This window comes from Erwinia rhapontici (assembly GCF_012271765.1).
Taxonomy (GTDB): domain Bacteria; phylum Pseudomonadota; class Gammaproteobacteria; order Enterobacterales; family Enterobacteriaceae; genus Erwinia; species Erwinia rhapontici.
In genome coordinates this window covers 29687-44908 of record NZ_VRKO01000006.1, presented here as the reverse complement: position 1 = coordinate 44908, position 15222 = coordinate 29687, and the positions used below count along the sequence as shown (strand labels likewise).

Sequence of the window (15222 nt, the reverse complement as noted above, 5' to 3'; positions counted from 1 at the left end):
CTTTTTTTGCAAATTTTCAACTTTATTTTAAGTATTACCTTGTGGCAAAGCGCGATAAGCTACGCACTTTGATGATGAGAAGGAGACGGTAATGGTCAATACCATGACCTGGCACGACGTGCTGGCCGAGGAAAAAGAGAAGCCTTATTTCAGGGAAACACTGGCAAAAGTCGCGGCAGAGCGCGCAGCCGGTAAGACCGTCTATCCACCGCAAAAAGACGTTTTTAACGCATTTCGTCTCACTGAACTGGGCGAAGTGAAAGTGGTGATTTTAGGTCAGGACCCCTACCACGGTCCGAATCAGGCACATGGGCTGGCGTTCTCCGTTCTGCCTGGTGTTGCGGTACCCCCTTCACTGGTGAATATGTATAAAGAACTGGTCACGGATATTCCTGGTTTTGAGCGACCAAAACACGGCTTTCTCGAAAGCTGGGCACGTCAGGGCGTGATGCTGCTCAACACCGTACTAACCGTGGAAGCGGGCCAGGCACATTCACATGCTAAATTCGGCTGGGAAACCTTTACGGATAATGTGATTGCGGCCATTAATCAGCATCGTGAGGGCGTGATATTTCTGCTGTGGGGCTCTCACGCGCAGAAAAAGGGCGCGATTATTGACCGTAACCGCCATCACGTACTACAAGCCCCCCACCCTTCCCCGCTCTCTGCGCATCGCGGTTTCTTCGGCTCTGCCCATTTTTCGAAAACCAATCAGTGGCTCAGTGAGCACGGCGAAACCCCCATTGACTGGGTTCCGCACTTACCTTCCGAGTAAGCTCGATTATCAGGGGGTATCAACCCCCTGTCAGGCACGGGCATCCTGTTCATTTACATTCCCACACGTAATAATGCGATTTTCGTCACAATTTTTTATCAAGATTTCCCTCTCCCTGCCGATCTGATCGGCTTCAGGGTGCATATTCATGCGCCCAAGATTGGCTGGTCCATTCAGGGGAGAAGAACGGATGTTATCCATGAAGAATATGAAAGTAGGTGTCCGTCTGGGCGCCGCCTTCGGCCTGGTGATACTGTTATTGATTATCGTTAGTGCCACAGCAACACTCAAAATTGGCAACATTAATCAGGCGGTAGACAGTATCGTCAGCGATCGTTATATCAAAGTCCGGCTGGCATTTGATGTACGCGATGGCGTCAACGAACAGATTAAATATTTGCGCGGTATGGTTCTGGATATTGCCCGTCCGGACAGTAACATCAAACGGTTTAAGCAGCTCGATGGCGCGACGCAGAAAACCAATGCGGCGATTGAAAAAATCGCACAGTTGCAAAGCACTGAGATGGGGATTAAAAAAATCCAGGACGTCAAAGATGCCGCCCAGCGTTTTGAGAGTGATAAACAAGAACTGCTGACCCTCATCCGTGCAGGAGATGTTGCGCCGGCCACGGAATATGTACTGCGAAAAATCACCACCTCGCAGAATGCGTTTCTCGATATAGTGGTGAGTTTTGCGGATTCACAGTCCTCACAGTTGCAGGCTGAAGGAGCCAATGCCGTCAGTGATGGCACCACCGCCATTCACATCACGCTGATTTTCTCGCTACTGGCTATCGCTGCGGCGATGCTGCTCGGCTTCTTCTTAACCCGTTCGATTGTGCGCCCGCTGCGTGAAGCCGTCGGCATTGCTGAAAATGTTGCCGCTGGCGATCTGCGCACCACCATTCATGTCAACTCGACGGATGAAACCGGTCAGTTGATGCTGGCGCTGAAAAATATGAATGACAATCTGCTGAAAATTGTTAACGAAGTCCGTTCCGGTACGGACCTGATTGCCAAGGCATCCAGTGAGATTTCAGCGGGTAATATGGATCTCTCCTCACGCACTGAGCAACAGGCCAGCTCCCTCGAAGAAACCGCCTCTGCGATGGAGCAGATTACCGCCACGGTGAAACAAAACGCCGATAACGCTCGCCAGGCTAACCAGTTAGCCGCTCAGGCCTCTCTGGTGGCGGAACAGAGCGGCGATGCGGTGAAGCAGGTGGTCAGTACGATGGAAATGATCAACGGATCATCGAAGAAAATCGTCGATATTATCAGTGTGATTGACGGTATTGCCTTCCAGACCAATATCCTGGCGCTGAATGCGGCGGTAGAAGCCGCCCGTGCAGGTGAGCAAGGGCGTGGTTTTGCCGTTGTGGCTTCAGAGGTTCGCAGCCTGGCACAGCGCTCGGCATCTGCTGCCAAAGAGATTGCACAGCTGATTCAGGATTCTGTTGCACGGGTGGATGAAGGTGGCCGCCAGGTCGCAAAAGCCGGGCTGACCATGGACGACGTCCTCAGCAGCGTGAAAAACGTGACCGGAATTATCGGTGAGATTACTATCGCCAGCGCCGAGCAAAGCAGCGGCATTGATGAGATCAACATGGCCATCACGCAGATGGATCAGGTGACTCAGCAGAATGCGGCGCTGGTGAATCAGTCGGCAGCGGCAGCCCAGTCAATGCAGGAACAGGCCGAACAACTGTCTCTGGCAATACGCGTGTTTAAGGTGAATGAACCCGCTTACCACTAATTCACCGGCAAAAAAATAGCCGCACTAGGCGGCTATTTTAAACAGGCAGACACAGGGGCGACCGGAAAAAAAGGTCCCCCCCTACAGCAATTAATTTTTAGCTTTCGATACTGCAACCATCGCCGGGCGCAGCAGGCGACCGTTCAGGGTATAGCCACGCTGCATCACCATCAGCACATGATTTGGCGCAACGTCTTCAGATTCCATCATAGACATTGCCTGATGGACTTCCGGGTTGAACGGCACGTTGATATCCCCCACCACTTCCACGCCAAACTTGCGCACAGCGCCCAGCAGGGATTTCATGGTCAGTTCGATGCCTTCAATCATAGCGGCCAACTCAGGATTGGATTTATCCGCCACTTCCAGCGCGCGTTCCAGGCTATCAATCACTGGCAACAGCTCGTTGGCAAATTTTTCCAGCGCAAATTTGTGCGCTTTTTCCACATCCAGTTCACTACGGCGACGGATGTTTTCGATCTCAGCCTGAGCACGAAGCTGTGCGTCACGCACACCGCCCAGTGACTCCGCCAGTTGGGCTTCCAGTTGTGCAATACGCTCATCCCGCGGGTCCACCACTTCTGCTGTCTCCGCGTCCTGGGTTTGCGCCTGCTCCATCTCAATTTCGTCTGAGACTTGCTCGTTAGGTGTGTTCTGTTCTTTACTACTCATGAATTTCTCCGCGTTTGTGCATATTCATCTCGCTGGTTCGCTTATTATGGGGATCAGAATCGCGGTTTCAAGGGAACCAGTCACATTGTCGGGGGAGTTTACCTCGTGAGGAATGCCAGGAACATGAATAACCACTTCAACTGCATCGGGATCGTCGGCCATCCACGCCATCCCACTGCACTAACCACCCACGAGATGCTCTATCGCTGGCTGACAGCGAGAGGCTATCAGGTGATTATTGAGCAGCAGATTGCGCGTGAGTTAAAACTGGAAGGCGTGCAGACCGGAACGCTGGCAGAGATTGGCCGCAAGGCCGACCTGGCGGTGGTGGTCGGTGGTGACGGGAATATGCTGGGCGCAGCAAGGGTGCTGGCACGTTACGATATTAAGGTCATCGGGATTAATCGCGGCAATCTCGGGTTTCTCACCGATCTCGATCCTGATAACGCTCAGCAGCAACTCGCTGACGTGCTGGAAGGAGAATACTTCGTCGAGAGCCGCTTCCTGCTGGAAGCTCAGGTTTGCCGCCAGTCCGGCAGCCCGCGTATTGGTACGGCGATCAATGAGGTGGTGCTGCACCCGGGTAAAGTGGCACATATGATCGAATTCGAAGTGTACATTGATGAGAACTTCGCGTTTTCACAGCGTTCGGATGGCTTGATCATCTCCACGCCGACCGGGTCGACGGCTTATTCATTGTCAGCAGGAGGCCCCATTCTGACGCCATCGCTGGATGCTATCGCCGTGGTACCGATGTTCCCCCATACCCTCTCGGCTCGCCCGCTAGTGATTAACAGCAGCAGTACGATTCGTCTGCGTTTTTCTCATATGCGCAGCGATCTGGAGATCAGTTGTGACAGCCAGATAGCACTCCCCATTCAACAGGGAGAAGATGTATTAATCCGTCGCAGTGATTACCACCTCAACCTGATACACCCTAAAAATTACAATTATTTCAACACGCTAAGCTCAAAACTGGGTTGGTCAAAAAAATTATTCTAAAACTGCTGCCAGCGGGTTTACTGTTTATAAAACCAGTATATACTGTATGAAAAACCATATCTGTGTTTTCATACAGGAATACCATCATGCTGGCACAACTGACCATCAGTAATTTCGCGATTGTACGTGAGCTGGAGATCGACTTTCAGCGTGGAATGACGGCCATTACCGGTGAGACAGGTGCAGGTAAATCCATCGCTATCGATGCGCTGGGTTTATGCCTGGGTGGCCGGGCCGATGCAGATATGGTGCGCCAGGGTGCGGCACGCGCCGACATCTGTGCGCGATTCTCGCTGAAAGATACTCCTTCAGCCCAGCGCTGGTTAACCGACAATCAACTCGACGACGGCAATGAATGTCTGCTGCGCCGGGTGATCAGCAGCGATGGGCGTTCACGTGGCTTTATCAACGGCACCGCCGTGCCTCTTTCACAGCTGCGCGATCTCGGCCAGGCGCTGATTCAGATCCACGGCCAACATGCTCACCAGCTCCTGCTCAAACCTGAACATCAAAAAAATCTGCTGGATGCCTATGCGGGCGAACCGTTGCTGATGCAAAACATGGCGCAACACTATCGCCAGTGGCATCAGAGCTGTCGCACCCTTGCCCAGCATCAGCAACAGTCACAGGAGCGTGAAGCCCGTCGTGAGCTGCTGCAATATCAGCTCAAAGAGCTGAATGAATTCGCCCCGGTCAGCGGTGAATATGAGCAGATTGATGAAGAGTACAAACGTCTGGCGAACAGCGGACAGCTGCTTTCCACCAGCCAGCAGACTCTGCTGATGCTGGCTGATGGCGAAGATAACAATCTGCAAAGCCAGCTGTATAACGCACGCCAGCTGATGGCAGAACTGATTGAGATGGATGACAAGCTGAGTGGCGTCTTTGCCATGCTGGAAGAAGCCGCTATCCAGATCAGCGAAGCCAGTGATGAACTGCGCCATTATTGCGATCGTCTGGATCTCGATCCCAACCGTCTGCACGAACTGGAGCAGCGCCTGTCACGTCAGATCGGCCTGGGACGTAAGCACCACATCGCGCCGGAAGAGCTGCCGACCTTTTACCAGCAGCTACTGGCTGAACAGCAGCAGTTGGATCAGCAGGAAAGCGATCAGGATGAGCTGAGCCAGGCCGTCAGCCTTCATTACGATGCGGCCCTCAGCTGCGCACGGCAGTTGCATGACCGCCGTGTTCACTTTGCCGATGAACTGACCGGGCTGATTACCGAAAGCATGCATATGCTGTCGATGCCTCACGGGCGCTTCACCATTGATATCCAGTTCAACCCGGATCATCTGACTGCCGAAGGCGCTGACCGCATTGATTTCCGCGTCAGCACCAACCCAGGTCAACCGGTTCAGCCGCTGGCGAAGGTCGCTTCCGGCGGGGAGCTTTCGCGTATTGCGTTAGCGATTCAGGTCATTACTGCCCGTAAGATGGACACACCGGCGTTGATTTTCGATGAAGTGGATGTCGGTATTAGCGGGCCAACCGCCGCAGTTGTTGGAAAAATGCTGCGTCAGCTGGGTGAATCTACGCAGGTTATGTGCGTGACGCATCTGCCGCAGGTTGCTGGTTGTGGTCATCAGCATTTCTATGTCAGCAAAGAGACCGATGGCGAGATGACAGAGACGCATATGAAGCCCCTGGACAAGCGTGCACGCCTGCAAGAACTGGCGCGCCTGCTGGGTGGCAGCGAAGTCACACGCAACACGCTGGCGAACGCAAAAGAACTTTTAGCCGCGTGAAGATTGCACTTTTTTACCGGATTGTGGTCATATCGTTGCTTCGCAGAGGTTTTAAACTGCGGAAAGGTTTATTATCATCGGCAAGTTACGCTGGTATCATCATTGCACACTGATAAACCCGAAAGACCCGGAGCTGCGGTTTCAGGGGAAACGAATATAGCCACAAAGGAATAAACATTGATTATGCGCTGTAAAACGCTGACTGCTGCTGCGGTGGTTCTTCTGATGATGACCGCGGGTTGTTCCACTCTGGAGCGCGTGGTTTACCGCCCGGATATCAACCAGGGCAACTACCTGGTCGCCAACGATGTTGCTAAAATTCATACGGGGATGACCCAGCAGCAGGTTGCCTATACCCTGGGTACGCCGATGATGCATGATCCGTTTGGCAGCAACGTCTGGTATTACGTGTTCCGCCAGCAGCCAGGCCACGAGGCGGTGAAGCAGCAGACACTGACCCTGACCTTCGATCAGAGCGGCACACTGACTAACATTGATAACAAAGCTGCTCTGTCTGCTAACGCAGGCTAAAAGCAGGTTGTGAGCTCAACAAGATAAGGCGCAGATTGCGCCTTATTTTTTTGCCGCGCGTTCAGCACGCTGACGACGAAGATCTTTAGGGTCGGCGATCAGCGGACGATAGATTTCAATACGATCGCCGCTCTGTACCACATCATGCAGTTTAACCGCGCGACTGAAGATGCCTACTTTGTTTTCCTGCAAATCAATATCGCTGCGTAGAGCCAGCAGACCAGAAGCGACAATGGCCTGCTCAACGGTGCTGCCCTCTTCGACCTTTACGCTGTAAAGGTACTGTTTATCCGGCAATGCATACACCACTTCAACAGCGATATCAGGCACTGTACACCTCTTTCGCGCGCTGGGTGAAAGCCTGTACCATGCTGCTGGCCAGCTCTTTAAAAATACGGCCAAAAGCCAGTTCGACCAGCATATTGGTGAACTCGAAATCCAGATTTAACTCCACTTTGCAGGCTTCATCGCTCAACGCCGTAAAGCGCCAGCCGCCGCTCAGTTTGCGGAACGGACCGTCAACGAGTTGCATATGGATGCTTTGGTTATCCGTCAGCGTGTTACGCGTGACAAAAGTCTTACTGATTCCAGCTTTAGAGACATCCACCGAGGCCGTCATTTGATCGGAACTGGCATCCAGCACCCGGCTACCGGTGCAACCCGGCAAAAACTGCGGATAACTGTCAACATCATTCACTAAGCGGTACATTTGTTCCGCACTGTACGGCACCAGCGCCGAACGACTAATCTGGGACATATCGATTCCTGTCATTTTCTAAACATACCAATAATACCATCGCCGGCAATCAAACAAAAATTCTCTCCTGCTAACCATCTGCTAGAATAGGCTTTTCCCCCATGCCTGGCGCTACAGGGGATGCCATTAATCACTGCTTCATGTACACTAAGTGGCACTATGACAAAGAAAAAAGCACATAAACCCGGTTCCGCGACCATTGCCATGAACAAGCGCGCCCGCCACGAATACTTCATCGAAGAAGAGTTCGAAGCCGGGCTTTCGCTCCAGGGATGGGAAGTCAAATCTCTCCGCGCCGGTAAGGCCAACATCAGTGATAGCTACATCATGCTACGCGATGGCGAAGCCTACCTGTTCGGGTCAACTTTCCAGCCTCTGAGCGTCGCCTCATCGCATTATGTTTGCGATCCCACGCGCAGCCGTAAGCTGCTGCTGAAAAAGCGCGAGCTGGATAGCCTGATTGGTAAAGCCAATCGTGATGGTTTTACTATCGTTGCACTGTCGATGTACTGGAAGAATGCCTGGGCCAAGCTGAAGATCGGCGTGGCGAAAGGTAAGAAAGAGCACGACAAGCGCGATGACATTAAAGATCGTGAGTGGAAACAAGACAAAGCACGTATCATGAAGCACGCTAATCGCTAACCTACTGGTACAACGACAGGTTTTTCTGATATACTGCGAAACAGTACTTGGGGCTGATTCTGGATTCGACAGGATTTGCAAAGCCCTAGGAGCATGCCGAGGGGCGGTTTGCCTCGTAAAAAGCCGCAAAAAAATAGTTGCAAACGACGAAAACTACGCACTAGCAGCTTAATAACCTGCTTAGAGCCCTCTCTCCCTAGCTTCCGTTCTTAAGACGGGGATCAAGAGAGGTCAAACCTAAAAGAACTCGCGTGAATACCTTGCCTGGGGTTGAAGCGCTAAAATCTAATCAGGCTAGTTTGTCAGTGGCGTGTCCGTTCGCAGCTGACCGGCGAATGTAAAGATGGACTAAGCATGTAGTGCCGACGGTGTAGTAATTCTGGACGCGGGTTCAACTCCCGCCAGCTCCACCAAATCTTTTCGCGGCGGTTCCAGAGCCGACCGCGTAGAAGTCCTGAAAGCCCACAAGGTTAACGCCGAGTGGGCTTTTTTGTGCCCTCGATTTGCCCCGCGAAGTCCGAACTCAACTCATTAAATCCGAACATTTTAGGCCCATTGATAGGCCAATGAAAACGATTATGTTTTTCGATGGGCCTCCAGGAGCAGAGACTGAGCATGGCAAGTCAAACCATAGCCATTGACCGATACAGAAATCAAAGCCGCCAAACCTAAAGACGTCGATTACCAGCTGTATGATGGTGACGGGCTTACTCTATTAATCAAGTTCAGTGGTAGTAAACTCTGGCAGTTCCGTTACTATCGACCGCTGACAAAACAGCGAACCAAACAGAGCTTCGGTGTCTACCCTGCCGTCTCACTTTCTGATGCGCGTAAACTCAGAGCTGAATCTCGTGCATTACTGGCAAAAGAGATCGGCCCTCAGGAACACCAGAAAGAACTGGCAAGGAATTCTCTGGAAGCAAAGACCAACACGTTCAAACTTGTCGCTGAACGTTGGTGGAACATCAAGAAAGCCAGCGTCACAGAAGACTACGCCGAAGATATCTGGCGTTCACTGGAGAGAGATGTTTTTCCTGCAATCGGTGATGTAAGCCTCACCGATATCAAAGCCCATATATTGGTTCAGGCAGTACAACCAGTACAGGCAAGAGGAGCATTAGAAACCGTCCGTCGCCTTTGCCAGCGTATCAATGAAGTTATGATTTACGCGCAGAACACAGGTCTGATTGATGCTGTTCCCAGCGTCAATATTGGCAAAGCCTTCGAGAAGCCTCAGAAGAAGAACATGCCAAGCATTCGGCCCGATCAGTTACCGCAACTGATGCAGACCATGCGCACTGCCAGCATCAATCTGTCAACCCGGTGCCTGTTTATGTGGCAGCTTCTCACTATCACCCGCCCAGCCGAAGCAGCTGAGGCTCGCTGGGATGAAGTGGATCTGGAAGCGCGAGAATGGAAAATCCCCGCATCACGGATGAAAATGAACCGTGACCATACTGTTCCCTTGTCAGATGAAGCAGTGGCTGTTCTGGAGTTGATGAAGCCGTTAAGCGGCAACCGGGAATTTATCTTCCCTAGCCGTATCAAGCCCAACCAGCCAATGAATAGCCAAACCGTCAACGCTTCACTGAAACGTGCAGGTTTTGGTGGTGTGCTTGTTTCACACGGCCTGCGATCTATTGCAAGTACGGCCGTTAATGAGCAGGGATTTCCACCTGATGTCATTGAAGCCGCACTTGCTCATGTGGACAAAAATGAAGTACGTCGCGCTTATAACCGCAGCGACTATCTTGAGCAACGACGTCCCATGATGCAATGGTGGGCGGACTTTGTTATGGCAGCAGATCGTGGGAGCATTATTGAAGGGGGAATGAAAGGAATGCGGTTGATCGGATGACTTATATGAACTCAGATGAGCCTAGACTTTTGGGCTGATCTGGAGAAATTATTATATTTCCATCCGGTATGTGCTTTGATTTCAACGGGTCGATGCATTGCAAAGCCAAAAGCGGGCCTCGTCGTTGGACTGACCCAGCACCTGCAGCGTGTTGCGCGATAAAAAGCGCATCCCTGTTGAAGACTTTCCACTCACGTAAAGGGGATACGATCACGTGCACCTGGATAAGTTGGAGTTACCGAGCTAAAAAATGATGTTTTCAATTTCAACATATAAAACTTCCCGGTTATGCAACTTTACTTGTATCGCATTGATCGTGCTTGATATAGTAATGGAAAGTTCTAATAGATTTGATCTATTCATTTAAAACCAGATTAGTCAAGGAAAAACTAATGACACTTTTATGCGATAAAGAATATCCCAATGGCATGTTAACGGATAACTTTATTAAAAAAGCCTTGTCGCAATTATTTTGTGAAAATGCAGATGAGACCAAAGCTAAATATTCAACATATGAGTTATCTTTAGATGCCGGTTTTGAGCTCATCAAATATGACGACAAAGGTAATATTCAACGAAATGAAAAAGAAGAGTCGACTGGAAAAGTTTGCGCTAATCCGGGCGATACCATATTAGTCTACTCGAAAGAAGTTTTTTCTTTACCTAAAAATGTTTATGCTCGAGTAAATACTGTCGGGCAGATTTTTATGGCTGGATTTTCAGCTGAAAATACTTATGTTGATCCGGGATTTACAGGTCAAATATCTATCACGTTAATCAATAACTCCAACCGAACTTTAACAATGGATGAAGGGATTCCCCTTGCCAGGGTTGAGTTTATAAAATTATCAGATGAACCATCAATAACTCATAAAGGAAGGAGTGGTGTACGAGCGACAAAAGTTAAGCAAAGTATTGATAAGGAGTTAACCTCTGCTTTCGAAAAAGTTGAGTTGAAAGAATTATTCGATGAAATTAAAAGTTCTATAGCAATTGATGCTATACAGAAAAAATCCGTTCGGACAGATATTGCATTGTCAAGAGCATATATTAAGCTGGTTTCTGATATTGATTCAATTAATACATTATTACAAAAACAAGAAAAAAAGATCAAATATTGGTCTTGGCTGGCATCATTAGGCTTGGGCACTGCATCTGCGTTTTGGATAGATAAATTTGGGTTAACGACTATTATGGCTGGTTGGATTAATAGCGACTCGAATCAACCTATGTGGTTGGTAGTAATTATCAATATTGTTTGTTCTATAATTGCTACTTTCATATATGAGAAATTTTTGAGGAGATTTATTAAATGATTAAAATTACTCGTAAAAAATTTAGGGAATATTATCAACCTAGTAAAATAATGCTAGGTATTTTTTCCGACATTGAATTAAATAGATTTAATATTATTACGTTATGCTTTACAACTACCTGTTCTTATAATCCGCCGATGATAGCGATATCAATAGAAGATAGGAATCATTCTTATCACTTAGCAGAGCAATCTAAGGAGGTGGTTTTAGCTATTCCAGGAAAGTCGTTAGCCAATGAAGCTATGCAGTGCGGATTTTATAGCGGTCGAGATATCGATAAATTTTCGACGTGTGGATTTACAAAATTAAAGTTGCCTAATGTAGAGATACCCGGCATAGCTGAAGCCATTGCCAATATCGAAGTTAAAGTCATTAATCGTATAAAAACAGGTGACCATATAACCTTGTTTTGTGAAGTTTTAGGTTATCACTTAAATAATGCAATAGTTGAAAAAAATTTAGTATCTATCGGTCCAAATACGCTTGGGTATGATTTATTAATTAAGAAAGGAATGCATAGGATCGGAGTCGTAAATGGTGAGAATGAAAAATACATCGATTTTTTTAACAATTAAATATGAATTTGAGCAGGTCTGTTTTGGGCATTTTTTAATGCCCAAAAAAACATTTTGGATTAAGTAACTTCGTAATTTTCAAACCAAATAAAATTATCTCTAAGGCAAAGATCTAATTCAATCATTTTCTTTTGGAGTGGAAAAATTTCGTTTTTTACAACAATTTTGCTTGCATTCCCCACCCCCCAAAAACCCACCCTTGCTCGACATAATTCCCATCATTGATGAGTTACGGGTTCGCTATGTAAGTAGACCCGTTTTAGTTCCACACACTTTTTGAGGTTTCCGGTTTTTCAGCCATCAGCCGGTATTCTTCCGGTGTCAGGTTATTCAGGGATTCATGAGGCCGCTCGCTGTTGTATTCCGTCAGCCAGCGCTCTGTAATTTCCCGTGCTTCATTCAGCGTTCCGAACAGATAAAAATCCAGGATTTCTGTCCGGTACGTCCGGTTAAAGCGTTCGATAAAGGCATTCTGTGTCGGTTTGCCTGGCTTGATAAATTCCAGCATCACGCCATGGTCCTCAGCCCATTGTGCCAGAGTCAGTGATATCAGCTCCGGTCCGTTATCCATCCGCATCTTCACCGGATATCCACGGTTTGCCACTATCCTGTCCAGCACCCGCACAACCCGCTGCGCCGGGATATTCAGGTCAATTTCGATGGCCAGAGCCTCGCGGTTAAAATCATCCACGACGTTGAAAGTCCGAAAACGTCGGCCACATGTCAGCGCGTCGTGCATAAAATCAATCGACCAGCTCTGATTGAGTGCTTCCGGCGTCGCCAGCGGAACCGGATTGCGCACCGGCAGGCGTTGCTTTCCGTTACGACGAAAATTGAGTTTCAGCAGGCAGTAAATCCGGTGTATACGCTTGTGGTTCCAGACGTGTCCCTGCCTGCGAAGCACCTGAAAAAGCTTCTTAAATCCGTAGCGCGGATAGCGTTCTGCCAGTTCAGTCAACGCCAGGATCACTGGTTCATCACGCCGGGTATCGGTCTGATAAAAATACACCGTCCTGCTCAGCGATACTGTCCTGCATGCCTGGCGGATGCTCATGGAAAATTGTGCAGTCAGATAGCTGACAAGCTCCCGCTTTATCGCTGGTTTTAGAGCTTTTTTTCGATAACGTCCTTCAGCGCCCGGCATTCCAGACTCAGATCGGCAAACATCTGCTTCAGACGACGATTATCGTCCTCAAGATCTTTGATTTTTTTGATATCAGCGGCTTCCATCTCGCCATATTTCGCCTTCCAGTTGTAGTAGCTGGCTTCGGAAATAGCGGCCTCGCGACACACATCTTTGACGGTGCGCCCGGCTTCGACAGACTTCAGAACGGCGATGATCTGGTGCTCGGTGAATCGGATCTTACGCATAGCTATATCCACAGGTGACATAATCAGTATGTCGGAAGATCTCTAAAAGTGAATGGGCCGTTTTGCCGGGATACTTACAGATACACCTAGCGAACCTACCAAAATGCGTATTGATATCGTCATAACAAACGCAGGGAAAGTAGTTCGTACACCAATCCAAGAGGTTTACCGCTAATCATCAGAATCTTTGGTTTCCGCAGATATACGAATTCAGCTTCCAGTTAGGGAGTTGAATTCGCCACACTCAATAACGTGACGCAAATCACATATTTTGACATTGCGGAAAAATCCACTATTCCTTCTCTTGAAAACCACAATCTTGCACCCAGATCTCATTAGCATTAATTACTAATCATGAGGTTCCTTATGGCAACTTGCCAAGATGCACACCGCTATAACTCTCTTTTTAGCGTCCTCCCAGAAGACCAAAGTTATCCTTTTCGCCATAAGTGTGCAGGCTGTGCATACGATTTAGGATTTAACGCTGGCGTTTCCAACCAGTTGCCAAACGAATCCACTGCAATTGATTCGATTTTAAAGAGCCAAGCAGCTGAAGTCCGCCATAGAAGCCCAAGAGTTGCTTATTACCAAGGTTTCACTGATGGACTTAATGAGTATTACAGATTAAACCCAAGGGCTTGAAACTACGTTCAACTCTAAAAACTTACTAAAACCAGTGGTAAAGGAGTTTTAAATGATTGTTTATGCTTCTGAATTTTCTGAAATACCTCATGCACTTCGTAATAACCCGGCACTTAAAGACCATATGCTGGCACTCATTTCTGCTAATAAAATCTCAGGGAAAGTTACTGAGGGGGGCGACCGTCTAGGTAAGTTCCGGCAGATTTTATCTCGACTCACTAGCGATCAGCTCTCACTTCAAGAAGCCATTAGAGAAGTTGAACATCAACTCGCCCGGCATCTATCAATTCATGCCGGAAGCAACCAAGTTTTCGCAAGTAACTGGGCTGAACGGCTTGTAAGAACTCAATTTAGTCGTTTTTACAATCAAGCCGTTCTTGAAAGCGAAATCTCCAAAGGCAACAGCGAATGCTTTGTGCCGCCCTCCTCTCAGGAGCAGGCCACATCCCAATGCTCACAGACTTTAGCTGGAAGATCTCACGACGTTAGCCATCTACTTAAACTTCTGGTTACTTCCTATGAGGATGGTAAGTGGGAGAAGTCACCAAAAATCCCGGATCATCCGCATTGCACACACGTTGTTAAGCCTATTTCTTGATTCAATATCCATTCAATATGTGCCATACTTCTGTGACATTGATTCTTGCTACACAGCCCAATGAATCAGAAAGTTAGCATTTGGTGGCGCTTGCAGCCAGCTCCACCAAATCTTTTCGCGGCGGTTCCAGAGCCGACCGCGTAGAAGCCCTGAAAGCCCGCATGGCGTAAGCCCTGCGGGCTTTTTTGTGCCCTCAATTTGTCCCGCGAAGTCCGAAGAGAACTAATTAAATCCGAACCTTTTAGGCCCATTGATAGGCCCAACGAAAAGCTCTATTGTTTTCGTTGGGCCTAAACGCATGGAGACTCACCATGGCAAGAAAAACCAAGCCGTTAACCGATACGGAAATCAAAGCCGCCAAACCTAAAGATGCCGATTACCAGCTGTATGATGGTGACGGGCTTACTCTATTAATCAAGTCCAGTGGAAGCAAACCCTAGTAATTTCGCTACTATCACCCCTTCACCAAGCAGAGTTTTGAAGCCTACCCTCCCGGTGACACTTTCCGACGCACGGAAAGTGAGAGCAGAATCGCGTGCGTTACTTGCAAAGCAGATCGATCCTCTTGAACATCAGAAAGAGCAGCTTCGATCTTCACAAGAAGCCAAAATCAAAACTTTCAAATTGATTGCCGAATGTTGGGGGAACGTGAAGAAAACAAGCGTAACTGAAAATTATGCTGAAGATATCTGGCGGTCTTTGGAGAGAGATGTTTTTCCTGTTATTGGTGAAATCTGCATTACCGACATCGAAGCTCATGCTCTGCTCAAAGCCATACAGCCGGTTCAAGCCAGCGCATTAATGAGGTGATGGTATACGCCAAAAATACCGGGATTATTGACGCTGTTCAGGGCGTTAATATCGGTAAGGCCTTTGAGAAAACTCAAAAGAAGAATATGCCAGCTTTATGAAAATAAGTGTTTTTACGAAAAAGATGATGGCGTACAGGATAACGTTTACCCGTTCACTCCTCGCCATT

At 48.5% G+C, this 15222-nt stretch carries 14 protein-coding genes, 1 other RNA gene and 1 pseudogene; 12 read left to right on the top strand and 4 right to left on the bottom strand.

The annotated features are described in order from the left end of the window. The first annotated feature begins 91 nt into the window (after positions 1-91). Positions 92-775 carry a uracil-DNA glycosylase gene (gene ung / locus FVB43_RS04640; RefSeq protein WP_133845824.1) on the top strand — a complete coding sequence of 228 codons (684 nt, stop codon included), beginning with the start codon at positions 92-94 and terminating at the stop codon, positions 773-775. A 190-nt stretch (positions 776-965) separates the two neighbouring features. Then, a complete protein-coding gene (locus FVB43_RS04635) occupies positions 966-2531 on the top strand; it encodes a methyl-accepting chemotaxis protein (RefSeq protein ID WP_167863449.1) in 1566 nt (521 codons plus the stop codon). A 90-nt stretch (positions 2532-2621) separates the two neighbouring features. Here the strand turns inward: FVB43_RS04635 and grpE are convergent, their stop codons facing one another. After that, positions 2622-3203: a nucleotide exchange factor GrpE gene (gene grpE, locus FVB43_RS04630; RefSeq protein ID WP_159338557.1), complete on the bottom strand. Its 582-nt coding sequence runs from the start codon at positions 3201-3203 to the stop codon at positions 2622-2624. Positions 3204-3326: 123 nt separating this feature from the next. Between grpE and nadK the strand changes: the two genes are divergently transcribed. The 3 genes from nadK to bamE all read left to right on the top strand — a co-directional run bounded on the left by nadK (position 3327) and on the right by bamE (position 6484). Continuing rightward, positions 3327-4205: an NAD(+) kinase gene (gene nadK / locus FVB43_RS04625; RefSeq protein WP_167863448.1), complete on the top strand. Its 879-nt coding sequence runs from the start codon at positions 3327-3329 to the stop codon at positions 4203-4205. Between the two features lie 86 nt (positions 4206-4291). Continuing rightward, positions 4292-5953 carry a DNA repair protein RecN gene (gene recN / locus FVB43_RS04620; protein ID WP_167863447.1) on the top strand — a complete coding sequence of 554 codons (1662 nt, stop codon included), beginning with the start codon at positions 4292-4294 and terminating at the stop codon, positions 5951-5953. Between the two features lie 183 nt (positions 5954-6136). Next, complete coding sequence (gene bamE, locus FVB43_RS04615; protein WP_133845819.1) at positions 6137-6484, top strand: outer membrane protein assembly factor BamE; 348 nt, start codon at positions 6137-6139, stop codon at positions 6482-6484. Positions 6485-6526: 42 nt separating this feature from the next. Here the strand turns inward: bamE and FVB43_RS04610 are convergent, their stop codons facing one another. Both FVB43_RS04610 and FVB43_RS04605 read right to left on the bottom strand, forming a co-directional pair. Continuing rightward, positions 6527-6814: an RnfH family protein gene (locus tag FVB43_RS04610; protein ID WP_159338559.1), complete on the bottom strand. Its 288-nt coding sequence runs from the start codon at positions 6812-6814 to the stop codon at positions 6527-6529. Next, on the bottom strand, positions 6807-7241 hold the full coding sequence (locus FVB43_RS04605) for a type II toxin-antitoxin system RatA family toxin (protein WP_133845817.1): 435 nt from the start codon (positions 7239-7241) through the stop codon (positions 6807-6809). Before FVB43_RS04605 ends, FVB43_RS04610 begins: the two co-directional genes overlap by 8 nt. 159 nt (positions 7242-7400) lie before the next feature. Between FVB43_RS04605 and smpB the strand changes: the two genes are divergently transcribed. The 5 genes from smpB (at position 7401) to FVB43_RS04580 (ending at position 11632) form a co-directional block, all read left to right on the top strand. After that, positions 7401-7883, top strand: coding sequence for an SsrA-binding protein SmpB (gene smpB / locus FVB43_RS04600; protein ID WP_133845816.1), 483 nt, complete (start codon positions 7401-7403; stop codon positions 7881-7883). Between the two features lie 49 nt (positions 7884-7932). After that, positions 7933-8296: a transfer-messenger RNA gene (ssrA, locus tag FVB43_RS04595) on the top strand. 224 nt (positions 8297-8520) lie between these two features. Continuing rightward, positions 8521-9741, top strand: coding sequence for an integrase (locus tag FVB43_RS04590; protein WP_167863446.1), 1221 nt, complete (start codon positions 8521-8523; stop codon positions 9739-9741). A gap of 392 nt (positions 9742-10133) precedes the next feature. Next, a complete protein-coding gene (locus FVB43_RS04585) occupies positions 10134-11057 on the top strand; it encodes a dCTP deaminase domain-containing protein (protein WP_167863445.1) in 924 nt (307 codons plus the stop codon). Beyond that, on the top strand, positions 11054-11632 hold the full coding sequence (locus FVB43_RS04580; protein WP_167863444.1) for a flavin reductase family protein: 579 nt from the start codon (positions 11054-11056) through the stop codon (positions 11630-11632). Before FVB43_RS04585 ends, FVB43_RS04580 begins: the two co-directional genes overlap by 4 nt. Before the next feature lie 259 nt (positions 11633-11891). On the opposite strand, the gene FVB43_RS04575 is transcribed toward FVB43_RS04580, so the two are convergent. Then, a protein-coding gene (locus FVB43_RS04575) for an IS3 family transposase (protein WP_422718013.1) occupies positions 11892-13003 on the bottom strand; the annotation gives its coding sequence in 2 pieces (ribosomal slippage) (positions 11892-12742 and positions 12742-13003; 1113 coding nt in all). Between the two features lie 694 nt (positions 13004-13697). Between FVB43_RS04575 and FVB43_RS04570 the strand changes: the two genes are divergently transcribed. Both FVB43_RS04570 and FVB43_RS04565 read left to right on the top strand, forming a co-directional pair. Next, complete coding sequence (locus FVB43_RS04570; protein WP_167863442.1) at positions 13698-14243, top strand: hypothetical protein; 546 nt, start codon at positions 13698-13700, stop codon at positions 14241-14243. A 311-nt stretch (positions 14244-14554) separates the two neighbouring features. Further along, positions 14555-15151: pseudogene (locus FVB43_RS04565) on the top strand (integrase arm-type DNA-binding domain-containing protein); the annotation flags it as partial. Positions 15152-15222: the final 71 nt, after the last annotated feature.

Bases quoted from the DNA above. Each gene is read 5' to 3' on its own strand.
- ung (WP_133845824.1), top strand. From the start codon at position 92: ATGGTCAATACCATGACCTGGCACGACGTGCTGGCCGAGGAAAAAGAG.
- FVB43_RS04635 (WP_167863449.1), top strand. From the start codon at position 966: ATGTTATCCATGAAGAATATGAAAGTAGGTGTCCGTCTGGGCGCCGCC.
- grpE (WP_159338557.1), bottom strand. From the start codon at position 3,203: ATGAGTAGTAAAGAACAGAACACACCTAACGAGCAAGTCTCAGACGAA.
- nadK (WP_167863448.1), top strand. From the start codon at position 3,327: ATGAATAACCACTTCAACTGCATCGGGATCGTCGGCCATCCACGCCAT.
- recN (WP_167863447.1), top strand. From the start codon at position 4,292: ATGCTGGCACAACTGACCATCAGTAATTTCGCGATTGTACGTGAGCTG.
- bamE (WP_133845819.1), top strand. From the start codon at position 6,137: ATGCGCTGTAAAACGCTGACTGCTGCTGCGGTGGTTCTTCTGATGATG.
- FVB43_RS04605 (WP_133845817.1), bottom strand. From the start codon at position 7,241: ATGTCCCAGATTAGTCGTTCGGCGCTGGTGCCGTACAGTGCGGAACAA.
- smpB (WP_133845816.1), top strand. From the start codon at position 7,401: ATGACAAAGAAAAAAGCACATAAACCCGGTTCCGCGACCATTGCCATG.
- FVB43_RS04585 (WP_167863445.1), top strand. From the start codon at position 10,134: ATGACACTTTTATGCGATAAAGAATATCCCAATGGCATGTTAACGGAT.
- FVB43_RS04580 (WP_167863444.1), top strand. From the start codon at position 11,054: ATGATTAAAATTACTCGTAAAAAATTTAGGGAATATTATCAACCTAGT.
- FVB43_RS04570 (WP_167863442.1), top strand. From the start codon at position 13,698: ATGATTGTTTATGCTTCTGAATTTTCTGAAATACCTCATGCACTTCGT.